This window comes from Sinomicrobium oceani (genome assembly GCF_900119185.1).
Lineage (GTDB): Bacteria > Bacteroidota > Bacteroidia > Flavobacteriales > Flavobacteriaceae > Sinomicrobium > Sinomicrobium oceani.
Map to the genome: position 1 here is coordinate 89,694 of NZ_FPJE01000001.1, position 15,066 is coordinate 104,759.

Annotated in this window: 12 protein-coding genes and 1 riboswitch; of the genes, 7 read left to right on the forward strand and 5 right to left on the reverse strand. The window is 47.6% G+C overall.

Going from position 1 to position 15,066, the window contains the following annotated elements; all coding sequences use genetic code 11:
- The first annotated feature begins 50 nt into the window (after positions 1-50).
- The 5 genes from BT112_RS00395 (at position 51) to BT112_RS00415 (ending at position 8,148) form a co-directional block, all read left to right on the forward strand.
- Positions 51-1,031, forward strand: coding sequence for a Gfo/Idh/MocA family protein (locus tag BT112_RS00395; RefSeq protein ID WP_072315322.1), 981 nt, complete (start codon positions 51-53; stop codon positions 1,029-1,031).
- Between the two features lie 212 nt (positions 1,032-1,243).
- A riboswitch (SAM riboswitch) is annotated at positions 1,244-1,344 on the forward strand.
- An 89-nt stretch (positions 1,345-1,433) separates the two neighbouring features.
- Positions 1,434-4,838: a bifunctional aspartate kinase/homoserine dehydrogenase I gene (thrA, locus tag BT112_RS00400; RefSeq protein WP_072315323.1), complete on the forward strand. Its 3,405-nt coding sequence runs from the start codon at positions 1,434-1,436 to the stop codon at positions 4,836-4,838.
- 35 nt (positions 4,839-4,873) lie between these two features.
- Positions 4,874-6,283 (forward strand): pyridoxal phosphate-dependent decarboxylase family protein, encoded by a 1,410-nt coding sequence (locus BT112_RS00405; protein ID WP_072315324.1) that lies wholly within the window; start codon positions 4,874-4,876, stop codon positions 6,281-6,283.
- Positions 6,284-6,320: 37 nt separating this feature from the next.
- Positions 6,321-7,490 (forward strand): trans-sulfuration enzyme family protein, encoded by a 1,170-nt coding sequence (locus BT112_RS00410; RefSeq protein ID WP_072315325.1) that lies wholly within the window; start codon positions 6,321-6,323, stop codon positions 7,488-7,490.
- 112 nt (positions 7,491-7,602) lie between these two features.
- Positions 7,603-8,148 (forward strand): DUF2911 domain-containing protein, encoded by a 546-nt coding sequence (locus BT112_RS00415; protein ID WP_072315326.1) that lies wholly within the window; start codon positions 7,603-7,605, stop codon positions 8,146-8,148.
- A 60-nt stretch (positions 8,149-8,208) separates the two neighbouring features.
- Here the strand turns inward: BT112_RS00415 and BT112_RS00420 are convergent, their stop codons facing one another.
- From BT112_RS00420 to BT112_RS00435, 4 genes are all read right to left on the reverse strand, one after another.
- A complete protein-coding gene (locus tag BT112_RS00420) occupies positions 8,209-9,030 on the reverse strand; it encodes a helix-turn-helix domain-containing protein (RefSeq protein WP_072315327.1) in 822 nt (273 codons plus the stop codon).
- 70 nt (positions 9,031-9,100) lie between these two features.
- The gene (locus BT112_RS00425) at positions 9,101-10,726 is read right to left on the reverse strand and encodes an amidohydrolase (RefSeq protein ID WP_072315328.1); all 1,626 of its coding nucleotides are present in this window, start codon (positions 10,724-10,726) and stop codon (positions 9,101-9,103) included.
- 74 nt (positions 10,727-10,800) lie between these two features.
- On the reverse strand, positions 10,801-11,829 hold the full coding sequence (locus BT112_RS00430; protein WP_072315329.1) for an RluA family pseudouridine synthase: 1,029 nt from the start codon (positions 11,827-11,829) through the stop codon (positions 10,801-10,803).
- Positions 11,816-12,445: a PASTA domain-containing protein gene (locus tag BT112_RS00435; protein WP_072315330.1), complete on the reverse strand. Its 630-nt coding sequence runs from the start codon at positions 12,443-12,445 to the stop codon at positions 11,816-11,818. The genes BT112_RS00430 and BT112_RS00435 overlap by 14 nt, the downstream gene beginning before the upstream one ends.
- Before the next feature lie 207 nt (positions 12,446-12,652).
- Between BT112_RS00435 and BT112_RS00440 the strand changes: the two genes are divergently transcribed.
- Both BT112_RS00440 and coaD read left to right on the forward strand, forming a co-directional pair.
- A complete protein-coding gene (locus tag BT112_RS00440; RefSeq protein ID WP_072315331.1) occupies positions 12,653-13,630 on the forward strand; it encodes a D-alanine--D-alanine ligase in 978 nt (325 codons plus the stop codon).
- A 52-nt stretch (positions 13,631-13,682) separates the two neighbouring features.
- The gene (coaD, locus tag BT112_RS00445) at positions 13,683-14,141 is read left to right on the forward strand and encodes a pantetheine-phosphate adenylyltransferase (RefSeq protein WP_072315332.1); all 459 of its coding nucleotides are present in this window, start codon (positions 13,683-13,685) and stop codon (positions 14,139-14,141) included.
- Between the two features lie 103 nt (positions 14,142-14,244).
- Here the strand turns inward: coaD and BT112_RS00450 are convergent, their stop codons facing one another.
- Positions 14,245-15,045, reverse strand: a complete 801-nt coding sequence (locus BT112_RS00450) for a TIGR00266 family protein (protein ID WP_072315333.1) — start codon at positions 15,043-15,045, stop codon at positions 14,245-14,247.
- Positions 15,046-15,066: the final 21 nt, after the last annotated feature.

Consider the following 15,066-nt stretch of genomic DNA (forward strand, 5'->3'; position numbering starts at 1 on the left):
GATCCCCTGCACTTCATGAGGGATCGGGAAAAACCAAAACCACAACTTATATGGACACCGATAAAATTATACGCTGGGGAATCATAGGCTGCGGAAATGTCACCGAAAAAAAGAGCGGTCCTGCCTATTACAAAACCAAAGGCTTTGAGGTTGCCGCCGTCATGCGGCGCGATAAAGACAAAGCAAAGGATTATGCACAAAGACATGGTATCCGAAAATATTATACCGATGCCGATGCCCTTATCCGGGACGGGGAAATCGATGCCATCTATATTGCCACTCCCCCGGATACGCATAAATATTATGCCCTGAAAACAGCACAGGCGGGCAAACCTTGTTGTATAGAAAAACCCATGGCCCCGTCGCATGCGGACTGCCTGGACATACAGCGGGCCTTCGAAAATGCCGGCATCCCTCTTTTTGTAGCCTACTACCGGCGTTCCCTGCCCAGGTTCACTCAGGTAAAAAACTGGCTTCACGGCAACCGCATCGGGGAGGTAAGACATATCAGCTGGCATCTCAGCAAACCGGCTACTCCGCAGGATCTTTCCGGAGAATATAACTGGAGAACCGATCGCGAGATCGCTCCGGGTGGTTATTTTGACGACCTGGCCAGCCACGGGCTCGACCTGTTTACCTTCCTTCTCGGGGACATCAGCGACGTACATGGTATAAGCACCAATCAGCAGGGACTTTACCAGGCCAAAGATGCCATGACTGCGTGTTGGATACATGAAAACGGCATTACGGGTTCCGGAAGCTGGAATTTCGGGAGCCATACCCGTACCGACAGGGTTGAAATTTCCGGAAGCCTCGGGAGTATTACCTTTTCGGTTTTCGAGGAAGCCCCCCTGACACTACTTACCCAAGAAAGCACTCAGGAACTGTTTGTCGATAATCCGGAACACATACAGCTGCATCACGTAGAAAACATGCAACGTCAGCTTAGCGGAGCGGGCATACACCCCTCTACCGGGTCGACGGCCGTACACACTGCATGGATTATGGACAAAATACTGGGAACACTGTAAGCGACAGCTACGGACAGCTTCCTGTGCATGCTCCCGGGGAATATTCACACCTCTACCCGGTTCGGACACCCCGGGGTCCGTATGATAACACAACATTTGCGAACAAAAAATCATTCAACTGTTGCCTGTTTCATTATAATTCCATTACTTTGCCCCTGTTTTGCGCTCGTTAATACGGCAGGCATTACACGAAGTTCAGAAAAATAATTTCAATGTTATCAAGAAAGGCTGAGGGAATAGACCCGTTGAAGCCTTAGCAACCCTCCCCCACGGAGAAGGTGCTACATTCTACCCCTAAGGGGAAAGATAACCCCGTGTTTTACTCAACACGGCTTGCAGGGTAATTACTTTCCGTAATAGCTTTTCTGGTAACATATAGCATACAACTAAAACACAGTTACATTGAAAAGCAATTTAAATCAGCTTGAGATCACAGATTTTACTACCGGGATCGGTGTAAAAGTTCCGCGTATTCCGCTGTCTTACCAGGTTTTCGGCAAACCTATGGGAGAAGCCCCCGTGATCCTGATTAACCATGCCCTTACCGGAAACTCCGATGTTGCCGGGGAAACAGGCTGGTGGAAAGACCTGATCGGAAAAGGCAAAGGTATAGATACGGATTTCTATACCATCCTGGCTTTTAATGTTCCCGGAAACGGTTATGACGGTTTTGTCATTGACAACTACAAAGATTTCGTAGCACGAGACATCGCCAGAATATTTCTTACCGGCCTTCACAGGCTGGGTATCAAGAAACTTTTTGCCCTTATCGGTGGCTCCATGGGCGGTGGTATTGCCTGGGAAATGGCCGTGCTCAACCCGGATATCACGGAACATCTTATTCCTATAGCATCTGACTGGAAATCGACAGACTGGCTCATTGCCAACTGCCAGGTACAGGAACAGTTTCTCGTAAACTCCCGCCAGCCCGTACATGATGCCCGTATGCATGCCATGCTGTGCTATCGTACACCTGCATCTTTCAAAACCCGCTTTAACCGGACTACCAATGAGGAACTCCAGGTTTTTAATGTGGAAAGCTGGTTATTGCACCACGGTAATAAACTCCAGGAACGTTTTCAGCTTGCGGCCTACAAGCTGATGAACCAACTGTTGAAAACCATCGATGTGACCCGGGGGCATAAAGCACATTTTAATGTTCTGGAATCTATCAATGCCAATATTCATATTATCGGAGTGGACTCCGATCTTTTCTTCACCGCCGAAGAAAACCGGGAAACCCACAAGCAGCTTGCGCAGGCTCACGACAGGGTTACGTATGGGGAAATACACTCCGTACACGGACATGATGCTTTTTTAATAGAATTCGAACAACTGGAAAAACTCATAGGAGGTATATTTCAAAAAGGAAAAAACAACAGGATGAAAGTATTGAAGTTTGGAGGTAAATCACTCGCCAACGGAGAAGGAATTACCAATGCATTACAGATTATAGAAGACAAAATAGCACAGGGTGAAAAGATCACCGTAGTAGTTTCCGCAAGAGGTAATGCGACCAACGAACTGGAGGACCTCCTTGAAAAAGCAGCCAAAGGCGAAGATTATACCGAGCCACTGCAAGCCTTTAAAGACTATCAGCAAGCCGGTTTCGACTATGTGGATTTCACTGCTGAATTCACCAAACTGGAAAAACTGTTTGAAGGGGTAAGGCTACTCGGGGATTACAGCTCCAAGATCAAAGACCAGATCCTGTCCAAAGGAGAGGTCATTTCCGCAAAACTCATTACGGAGGTCCTGAAACACAAAGGGTTTCCGGCCGTGTTTACCGACACCCGTAAACTCATCAAAACCGATGAGAAATTCGGAAATGCCCAACCCCTCGAGAAACTGTCCAAGGAAAATGTACTCCGCCATTTCGAAGAGCATAACCATAACACCGTAAATATCGTAACCGGTTTTATCGCTTCCAATGCCAGGAACGAGACGACAACGCTCGGCAGGAACGGAAGCAATTACACCGCTTCACTCATCGCTAATTTCCTTGATGCCGAAGAATTGCAGAGTTACACCCATGTGGATGGCATCTTTACCGCCAACCCGGAGCTCGTCCCCGATGCACAGCGTATAGCGCAGCTGTCTTACAATGAGGCTAACGAAATGGCTAATTTCGGAGCGACCATACTACACGCAAAAACGATTATACCGCTTATCGAAAAAAACATCCCGCTACGGATACTCAATACCTTTAACAATGACAACAAGGGAACACTGATTACCTCCGCACCCAACAAAGAGGGTATAAAATCGCTTTCCGTACTGGAAAATGTGGCCTTGCTCAATCTCGAAGGCCGCGGCCTCCTGGGAAAAGCAGGAGTAGATGCCAGGATATTCAGGGCGCTCGGCGACAGTAACATCAGTGTCAGCATTATTTCGCAGGGATCTTCGGAACGCGGTATAGGGCTCGTGGTGGATGCGGAAAACGCAACCCAAGCTATCGTGGAACTCGAAAAAGAATTCGAAAAGGATTTTTATTCCAAAGACGTCAATAAAATCTCGGCCGTAGACGATGTTTCCGTCATATCCATTGTCGGGCAAGACCTGAGCACTTTTCACAAACCATACAACGCACTGATCCGTAACCAGGTAGTCCCCCTGCTTTTTAACAACACGGTGACCGGAAAGAACGTCAGCCTTGTGGTTAAAAAATCTCAGCTTCACAAAGCACTCAATGTTATTCACGGAGAGATCTTCGGGATCTCCAAAAAGATCAATATCGCTATTTTCGGACATGGCCTGGTGGGAGGAACGCTTATCGAACAAATCCTCTCCTCTGCAGATACCATTGAAAAACGCAAGAACATCCGCCTGAATATTTTCGCGGTTGCCAATTCCCGAAAAGCACTACTGGACAAAAACGGTATAGGTACGGACTGGAAGGATGCCATCGCGGACAGCAGTTCGCCTTCGGGAGCAGAAGCCGTTATCGCTTATGCCAAAGCGCACCACCTCGAAAACCTGATTGCTATAGACAATACGGCCAGTACGGATTTTGTGGAGCACTACATCGGGCTTATCGAAAATGGTTTTGATATCGTATCATCCAACAAAATAGCGAATACCCTGAGCTACAATTTTTATAAAGAACTGAGAGCAACGCTGGACCGGAACCAGAAGCAGTATCTTTACGAGACCAACGTAGGAGCCGGTCTGCCATTGATAGACACCATAAAGCTACTTCATCTTTCCGGCGAAAATATTACCGGGATCAAGGGAGTATTTTCCGGTTCGCTCAGTTATCTCTTCAATACCTTTTCACTGGAAGACCGGCCGTTCAGTGGCGTATTACAGGAAGCCATCGACAAAGGGTTTACCGAACCCGACCCGAGGGAAGACCTGTCCGGTAACGACGTAGGAAGGAAGCTGCTCATCCTCGCACGGGAACTGGACCTGCACAACGAATTCGGTGATATAAAAATACAAAATCTCATCCCGGAAGCTTCCGGACTTCGCGAGGGTGAGTCTTCCGGTTTCCTGTCGCGTCTGGCTGAACTCGACGCGCCTTATGCAGAGATCAAGGCCAGGCAGGAACCCGGACATGTATTGCGGTATATCGGAGAACTTTCCGGAGACCTGCAACAGGATAAAGGTATTCTCGAAGTAAAACTCGTTTCCGTACCCGAACAAAGTGCCCTTGGCCAGGTTAAAGGTTCCGACTCCATATTCGAGATCTATACGGAGTCTTACGGCACACGACCCCTGGTGATCCAGGGAGCCGGTGCGGGTGCCAGCGTAACCGCCCGGGGAGTATTCGGAGATATTCTCCGTCTTGCAGACCGGGGAGCATAGTAAACCGCTTCTGTAACACAAAAGAAACACACAGGATGACTCCACATTTAAAACAGGATTTCGGTCAACTGCAATCCCTATTGAACGATATCACCAACCAGGCTGCCGGGTACCTCGGCAGCCTGCCTGGCCGGTCCGTATTCGCCATACCGGAGATCGCCGATCTTCCCGAACCGGCCGAAGAAGGACTGGGCACAGCAAAAACATTGGAATTGTTCAATACGAGGTTTGAACCGCTCATGGTTGCTTCTTCCGGGCCACGGTATCTCGGTTTTGTTACCGGGGGTACTACACCTGCTTCTATAGCAGGAGACTGGCTGGCTACGGTATATGACCAGAATACCCAGGTTTCACGGGGAGAAGGAGATATATCGGCGGTTATAGAAGAGGAAGCCATATCCCTGTTGCTCGATCTGTTTGAACTTCCGGCAGAATTCTTCGGAGGCTTTGTTACGGGGGCCACGATGTCCAACTTTACCTGCCTGGGAGTAGCCCGGCAGTGGTACGGGAAACAACAGGAAAAGGATTATGCCAAAGACGGTATTACCGACCGGGTAAATGTACTGTCCGCCACTCCGCATTCTTCTTCGGTAAAGTCACTGGCCATGCTGGGTCTCGGAAGCAGGAACATCATCCGTGTAAACACAGCAGACGGTAACCGGGAAGCCATGGATACCGAAGACCTCGAACGCCGTATCCGAGCCCTGAACGGAGCTCCTTTTATCCTGATTTCGAGTGCCGGAACGGTAAACACCGTAGATTTCGATAATTTCAAAGCGATCGCAAGACTGCGCGAAAACCATAATTTCTGGTGGCATATCGATGCCGCATTCGGCGGTTTCGCCGCCTGTTCCCCACAGCATAAGCACCTGCTCGAAGACTGGGAAAAAGCAGACAGCATTACCATAGACTGTCATAAATGGCTTAACGTGCCTTACGACAGTGCCTTTTTCCTCGTCAGGGAAGAACATAAACGCCTGCAGGTCGAAACGTTTCAGAATTCCGATGCCCCGTACCTCGGAGACCCTTCGGAAAATTTTAACTACCTGAATTTTCTTCCGGAAAACTCAAGGAGACTCCGAGCCCTCCCCGTCTGGTTTACCCTTATGGCTTACGGGAAAAAAGGATACCGTCATATCGTAGAGAATTCGGTAAAAATGTCCGGACTCCTCGAAGAATTTATAGTACAAAGCCCTAAATTTGAACTCCTGGCTCCCGTTAGACTCAATACCGTATGTTTTACGCTAAGCGGCACGGAAAACCAGGAAACAGTCTCCCGGTTTCTTAGCGCACTCAACCGCACCGGGAAAGTCTTTATGACCCCAACGGTCTACCGGGACAGAAAGGGTATCCGTGCGGCTTTTGTCAACTGGATGACCGATGAAAACGATATCAGAATAATCACGGAATATATGGACCGCATCGCCGGAGAAATTTTACAGTAACATATTCCGATCAGCTAATAAAACAAAATACAAGATCATGAGCAAATCCCATTTTGAAACCGATGCCATACGCACACAAATAGAAAGAACAGAATTTCTGGAACATACCAGTCCGCTGTATCTCACGTCGAGCTTTGTTTTTGAGGACGCCGAAGATATGAGAGCTTCCTTTGCCGAAGAAAAAGAGCGGAATATATACAGTCGCTTTACCAACCCGAATACTTCGGAGTTTGTCGATAAGATCTGTAAGATGGAAGGTGCCGAAAGCGGTTATGCCTTTGCTACCGGGATGGCAGCCGTATTCTCTACCTTTGCGGCGCTGCTCAACAGCGGCGACCATATCGTTGCTGCCCGTTCCGTATTCGGGTCTACCCACACGCTGTTTACCAAATTCCTGCCGAAATGGAATATCAACACCTCTTATTTCAAGGTGAACGAGACGGAAAAAATAAGGTCATTGATCACCCCGGAAACCAAAATACTGTTTGCCGAAACCCCCACCAACCCGGCAGTGGATATTCTGGACCTGGAACTGTTGGGTGAGATTGCGAGAGAGCACAACCTGATCCTCATTATCGACAATTGTTTTGCCACCCCTTACCTGCAAAACCCAATTAAATTCGGAGCGGATCTGGTGATACACTCCGCTACCAAACTCATAGACGGACAAGGTCGTGTACTCGGGGGAATTACCGTAGGAAAAAAAGACCTCATCCGTGAGATCTACCTGTTTTCCCGAAATACCGGACCGTCACTCTCTCCTTTTAATGCCTGGGTGCTTTCCAAGAGCCTGGAGACTCTGGCTGTCCGTGTAGACAGACATTGTGAAAATGCCCTTAAAGTAGCTACATTTCTCGAAGAGCATTCTCAGGTCAACTGGGTGAAATATCCTTTCCTGAAATCGCATCCACAATACGAGGTGGCCAGGAATCAAATGAAGGCGGGTGGAAGTATCGTGGCCTTTGAGATCAAGGGTGGCGTAGAAGCAGGACGCAAATTCCTCGATGCTATTAAAATGTGCTCGCTTTCCGCCAATCTCGGAGACACCCGGACCATTGTGACCCACCCGGCCTCTACCACGCACAGCAAGCTCAGCGAAGAGGACCGCCTGCAGGTAAGTATTACGGACGGACTCGTCAGGGTTTCCGTAGGTCTGGAAAACGTATCGGATGTGATCGCCGATCTCGACCAGGCGCTGCGGGCTTAAACACGGATTTCCGGCAAGCCTTAAAAATATGCCAAAGTTTACGGGGCTCATCGCTATAATTGAAGATGATTTTTTAATTTAGTACAAACAAATAAAAAACACATCCTCCCTTATGAAAACATATTTTAGCGCATGTATCATGATCCTGACAATAGGTTTCTCCATAGGATCTTATGCCCAGAATTTCAGCGGACTGGATAAAAGTCCGTGTGATATTGCTTATTACCGTACCGATCGCAAGGCACCACCGGTGGCCAAGGTCATTTACGGACGCCCCCTGAAGAAAGACAGACCTGTTTTCGGGAATCTCGTCCCTTATGATAAGGTATGGCGTACAGGTGCCAATGAGGCCACAGAGATCACATTCTTCAAAGATGTTACCTTTGGAGACCAGGACGTAGCAGCAGGTACCTATACCCTGTTTAGCATTCCCGGACAACAGGAATGGACGATAATCCTCAACAGTGATACCGACGTCTGGGGCGCTTTTGATTATAAACAGGATAAGGATGTAGCGAGAGTCACAGTACCGGCAAGCAAGGACAAAAAGTCTCTGGAAGCTTTTTCCATAACATTCGAACCGGGAGACGATGAAAGTGCTGACATGTATCTCGGATGGGACACCACAAGAGTAAAGGTTCCGGTAAGAGCAAGATAAATCTTTTTATTACTATCCGAAAAAGCCGGGAATTGTTACCAGATAACATTTCCGGCTTTTTTATTTTTCTTTCATCACATCAGCCGGAGTACATCCGTACATTTGCCGGAATTCCCGTATAAAATGGGACTGGTCGTAATACCCCGCATCATAAAAAAACATGGGGTCTTCCCCTACCGATCGGGCCAGGCCCGTTTGCAAACCATACTGAAAACGCACTACCTTGCTAAAGGCTTTGGGTGTACTTCCCATATAAAAACCGAAAAGACGTCGCAATTGTCTCGGACTGATCCCCGTATCCAGTTCATCCTGTAACCGTAATCCTCCCCTTTTTCTCAGGATGATATCAAGAGCATTAAAAAACCGACCGTCAATCGCCGGCATCAACCCGGTTGTTATTTCCCGGAAACGGGCATCGAAAAAACACGCGTATTCCGTAAAAGAGGCCGTTTCCGGCATATATTGCACAAGACTTTTAAAGATTCCCGGAAGCACATCGCCCAGGACCGTCACCTTTCCGGCGAGCTCCTGTCCGTCAACACGGAACAACAAAGGGAAAACCGAAGGCAGGAAACGGATGCCCATATAACGGAAACGATACCCCAGCGGAAACTCGGTATAACCTGTAGAAAATCCCATAACGAAAAGCTGCTCCGGATTTTCCGTTTCAAAAAAAATATCGGTACAGGCATCGGCCACCACCTTGTATTGAAAAAGAGTTTTTAAAGGAGCAATGGTTTTCAGTTCCCAATAACAATAGATAAGCCCCGACAGGTCATGGTGCGGAAACAGTTCGTTATAACATACCCCTTCCCCGTACTGTCCGGCAAAAGGCTGTAAGGGCGTGAAGTTTTTTCGTATATCGGGAATATTGCGTATCACTTCATGACCGTTTGCTCACAAAAATAAAGGATTTTCGGATAGCTTCGGAGATCACGGATACCGATTGGGTTCAGTATACCTTTTTTCCACCTACAAACGTCCCTTCTACCTTGGTTTCCGGGATATTCTGTAAGGGAATTTCCATAATATTTTTATCCACGATAATAAAATCGGCGAGTTTTCCTTTTTCTATACTCCCTTTTTCATTTTCTTCGAAGTTGGCATATGCCGCCCAGACTGTCATTCCCTTAAGGGCCTCTTCACGGCTCAGTCCGTCTTCAGGCTGGAATCCTCCTTCCGGGTATCCTTTGAGATCCTTTCGGCTCACCGCGGCATAAAAAGTATAAAAAGGGTTGACCTCCTCTACCGGAAAATCAGTTCCGAGTGCTATGACCCCGGCCTTGTCCAAAAGTGTTTTATACGCGTAAGCTCCTTTCATCCGTTCTTTCCCCAGGCGGTCCTGCGCCCAGTACATATCGCTTGTGGCATGTGTGGGTTGCACCGAGGGTATGATCCCTTTTCCGAAATAATCGAGATCTTCCGGGCTTATGATCTGTGCGTGTTCTATCCGCCAGCGCCTGTCCTTTTTTCCTTTCAGTGCCTTGTCATACGCGCGAAGCACGGCAATATTTGCCGAGTCTCCTATGGCATGGGTATTCATCTGAAAACCGGAAGAAGCTATTTTTATAGCCAGGGCTTCGATGTCCTTAACCGGGGTTACCATGGCGCCGTGATGTCCGGGATCATCCGTATACGGAGCTTTCAGAGCTGCTCCCCTGGAGCCCAATGCCCCGTCTGCATATACTTTTACCGATCCTACATGTAGTTTCCCCGTGTTTTTAACTCCCCTCGACAGGAAGTACACCACATCTTTGTAATTATTGCTCACCATAGCGTAGATACGCATATTCAGCGCCTCCATACGTTGCAGGCTATCGATGAGTTCTATGACTTCACGACCGAGTCCGGCATCACTTACCGTGGTAAGTCCGTAACTGAAACATATCTTTTCGGCATCCTGTAATGCCTGTACCTGTATTTTTCTTCCGGGAGGTGGTAAGACGGAGTCTACCAGACGCATGGGGCCGTCAATAAGTATTCCGGTAGGTTTTTCGTTCCTGAGAACAATCTGTCCGTTTTCCGAAGTGGTTTTTCCATCTATCCCGGCCATTCGCAGCACCTTGCTGTTCACCATATAAGCATGCCCGTCTATACGTTCGAGTACCACGGGAATATCGGGAAAAAGGGAGTCAAGTACATGATTATCGGGAAAGTCCCTGCCCTCCCAGTCATTTTGGTCCCAGCCTCTGCCGAAGATCACTTCCGGCTGTCTCTGCCTGTTGAAGGTTACGATACGCTCTACAATCTCTTCGAAACTACCGGTACCGCGCAAATCGGCATGCTGCTGATTGAGGCCGAGGCCGTAAAAGTGACAATGGGCATCTATAAATCCGGGAAACACCGTTTTTCCGTTGACATCAATAATTTCTCTGGCCGAGTATTTATCACTTATATCTGCCATACTTCCTACGGCGACAAACCTGCCATCCTTAATAGCAAAAGAAGTGGCTTTGTCGAAGTTGTCGTTGACAGTGTACACATTGGCGTTGATAACAACAACATCTACAGGTTCCTTTTTTTTACAGGAGCTCAGAACGAGCACAAGTGCCGCCAGGGAAAACAGTGCTTTTTTCATGGGGGTGAAATTAATTTAGGGTTATGTAAAATTAGGAAAGCCTGAACGAACTTTGCCGTAAAAGTTGTAAAATTTTACAGTTCCGTATGCCTGGCATATTTACGCCATTTTTCGAGACACAACTCCATATCGTCGGGTATGGGCGAATCGAATCGCAGTATCTCCCCGGTCACCGGATGCTCAAACCCTAAGGTCTTGGCGTGGAGGGCTTGTCTCGGCAGGGTCTTAAAGCAATTTTCCACAAACTGCTTATATTTGGTAAACGTGGTCCCTTTGAGTATCTTCTCTCCCCCGTAACGCTCATCGTTGAACAGGGTATGCCCTATATGTTTCATATGAACACGTATCTGATGGGTTCGCCCGGTTTCGAGTTTGCAGGACACCAGGGTTACATAACCGAAGCGTTCGAGCACCTTGTAGTGGGTAACGGCTTCTTTTCCGTGTGAGCCGTCTTCGAAAACAGCCATCTGTAAACGGTTTTTAGGGTGCCGTCCTATATGTCCTTCTACCGTACCTTCGTCTTCTTTTACATTGCCCCATACCAGCGCCAGATATTCTCTCTCACTGGTTTTATCAAAGAATTGCCTGGCCAGGTGCGTCATGGCCTGTTCGGTCCTGGCTACCACCAGAAGTCCGCTGGTGTCTTTGTCTATACGATGTACCAGTCCGGGGCGTTCATTACTGTTTTTGGGAAGGTGATCGAAATGGTATACCAAAGCATTGATCAGTGTTCCGCTGTAATTGCCGTGACCGGGATGTACTACCATACCTGCAGGTTTGTTTACGACCAGCAATTCATCGTCTTCATAAACAATATCCAGGGGGATATTCTCCGGGGTAAGCAGGTATTCGTATGGCGGATGCTCAAAAAGTACCCTGACCTCATCATCGGCCTTCACCCGGTAATTGGATTTCACGGCTGCACCGTTCACCCATATATTACCGTTTTTGGCGGCTTGCTGTATTTTATTACGGGTGGCATTCTCTATAAAATTCATCAGGAATTTATCTACCCGTAAAGGTTCCTGCCCTCTCCCTGCCTTAAAATTGTAGTGTTCGTATAGTTCGTCGTCCTGTTCTTCGATCTCGTTATGCTCCGCCATCCTGTTCTGTATTGGTTTCTCCGGCTTCTTCGGCTGCTTTGGCCGCTTCTTCTTTTTTCCGTTCTTCTTCACCGCCGTTTCCACAAACGAGGTCTATCTTCGTAGTCTTCGGGTACTTTTCTCCGGGGGCAATTTTTTTCCCCTGGTACTGAATGTAGTACACCATATCTTTTCCGATCTCATCGATGTATTCCACTCTGCCCACTTCCAGGCCTACAGCCCGTAACATAGACTCGGCATTCCTTCGGGTTACCTGTATAATATTGGGGACACTGACTTCACGGTAACCGGAAGGGTTGATGGTAAGATAGATCTTCCTGTTTCGCTTTACCGTACTTCCCCCCAGAGGTTCCTGCTCTATAACGGAATACCGCGGATATCCCGGGTTAAAATTCGCCGAATCCAGAACTTCAAAACGGAGGTCTGCATTGTCCAGCGTTCCTTTCACCTCGTTCAGTGTCTTCTTGGAAAGATCCGGCACAGTAACAAACTCCCCGTGATTGGTTGTTATCTTCAACCATTGCAAAACGAGCAAAACCAATGCTCCCAGTACCACAACGGCTATTATTATCTGGGTTAAAAAGGCTTTGCTTCCCAGGAATCTAAAAATACTCATGTCCTTAATTTAGTTGACAAAGATATAAAACTGTTTGCTTTCTCCGGGAAGGAAATGCAGGGTCGTCATACCCCTGTTCATCAGCAACCCATACAGGCCTCCGTTAGTGCGGATCCGCGCCGAATTTAATCGGAAAAGTTTTTTATCTTTTGATTTATTAATGATACTTTTGATTAAACGAATTTTCGGAACTCTTTCGTGTAACCAATGAAAAAAAATATTGCTATCCTCATGGGGGGATACTCCAGTGAGTATCAAATTTCCCTGAAAAGCGGCAATGTGGTGTATCAGCACCTCAGCCGCAACGTGTACAATCTTTACCGCATTCACATCTTCAGGGATAAATGGGTGTATGTCGATGATCACGATGAGGAATTTCCCGTAGACCGTCACGATTTCAGTATTTCTCCCGGGAAAGAGAAAATAAATTTCGACGGTGTTTTTATTGCCATTCACGGTTCTCCGGGAGAGGATGGTTACCTGCAGGCCTACCTGGACCTGCTGAACATTCCGCATACATCCTGCGGTTTTTACCAGGCAGCCCTGACGTTTAACAAGCGGGATTGTCTTTCGGTACTCAAAGCCTACGACATTCCCTGTGCCACATCTTTCTACCTGAACAAAGGAGACGAGATCAGCACTTCGGATATCGTGGCCAGGGTAGGTATGCCCTGTTTCGTAAAAGCCAATAAGGCCGGCTCGAGTTTCGGGGTATCCAAGGTACACCGGGAAGAAGACCTGATGCAGGCTATCGAATATTCTTTCAAGGAAGACGACGAGATTATCATAGAGTCTTTCCTCGACGGTACGGAAGTATCCGTAGGGGTTATCCGTTACCGAGGAGAAACCACCGTACTCCCTATTACGGAAATTGTTTCGGAAAACGATTTTTTCGATTACAACGCCAAATACATGGGACAATCCCAGGAAATCACTCCGGCGCGTCTTCCGGATGAAATGACGGCAAAAGTTTCCGAAATTGCGAAAAAAGTATATGAAATCCTGAAACTATCGGGTTTCAGCCGGAGCGAATATATCATTGTAAATGATGTTCCGCACCTGCTGGAGATCAATACTATTCCGGGAATGACGGCAGAAAGTATCCTGCCCCAACAAGCCGGGGTCGCCGGGATTTCCCTCGGAGATCTTTTTGACAATGCCGTAGCGGAAGCTCTAAAAAAATAGTTATCTTACAGGGAAAGCAACAGCCCGATAACAAACCTCAAAAAACGAAACCATGAAGCGAGCCATTTTCCCGGGGTCTTTCGACCCGATCACCCTCGGGCATTACGACATTATTACCAGAGGATTAACACTATTCGATGAACTGGTGATAGCTATAGGGATCAATGCGGAGAAAAAATATATGTTCCCCATAGAAGAAAGAAAGAGATTTATAGAAGAGGCCTTCCGGGATATTCCCAAGATCAGGGTTATGACCTACGAGGGACTGACGGTGGATTTCTGCAAACAGATCGATGCCCAGTTTATCCTGAGAGGACTCCGGAATCCCGCAGATTTTGAATTTGAAAAGGCTATTGCTCATACCAACCGGAAATTATCCGAGATCGAAACTGTATTTTTACTGACCTCTTCCGGAAAATCTTATATCAGTTCTTCTATCGTCCGCGACGTTATACGCAATAACGGGGATTATACGGGACTGGTGCCGGATACGGTAAGGATAAAAACCTGAACAGTATTGCGGAAACCCGATAACAAGCCTATAAGACCATAAAAACCCGGTCATACGGGCTTTGCTTGGTATTACTAATCAGGCGACAGGCCATGAACCCGTTTTAAAAACGGTTGTCTCCGCTCAGCATATCTCCGAGTCCTCCGAGCACACTGCCTTCTCCCTTGTCTTTTCCTCCGCCCTGAGGTGCGGCTGCCCATACTCTTCCGGCAAGGCGGCTAAAGGGTAGCGATTGAATATAAACCACTCCCGGACCGCGAAGCGTAGCAAAGAAGAGTCCTTCCCCTCCGAATACGGTATTTTTTATTCCTCCTACGAACTCTATATTATAATCCACATCTTTGGTAAAGCCTACAATACAACCCGTATCTACTTTTAAAACCTCACCAGGGGCAAGTTCTTTACGGGCCATAGTTCCTCCGGCATGCACAAAGGCCATACCATCTCCTTCGAGCTTCTGCATAATGAAACCTTCGCCCCCAAAGAAACCTCTCCCCAAGCGCTTTGAAAATTCAATCCCGACACTCACTCCTTTTGCCGCACAGAGAAAAGCATCTTTCTGGCATACAAATTTACCACCGTAATGGGTAAGATCTATGGGGACGATCTTTCCCGGATAGGGAGAGGCAAAACTTACCTTTTTCTTTCCGGTTTCCGCATTCAGGAAAACGGTCATAAAAAGGCTCTCCCCGGTCAATAAGCGCTTTCCGGCGGAGAACAATTTTCCCAATACTCCTTTTTCCTGGTTAGACCCATCTCCGAAGATGGTATCCATACTTATACCGTTATCCATCATCATAAAGCTGCCTGCCTCGGCAACAACGGCTTCCTGCGGGTCCAGCTCTATTTCCACATATTGCATTTCCTCGCCGTAAATATGGTAATCAATTTCGTGTGCTGTCATCTGGTTCTGTTTTTATCGATT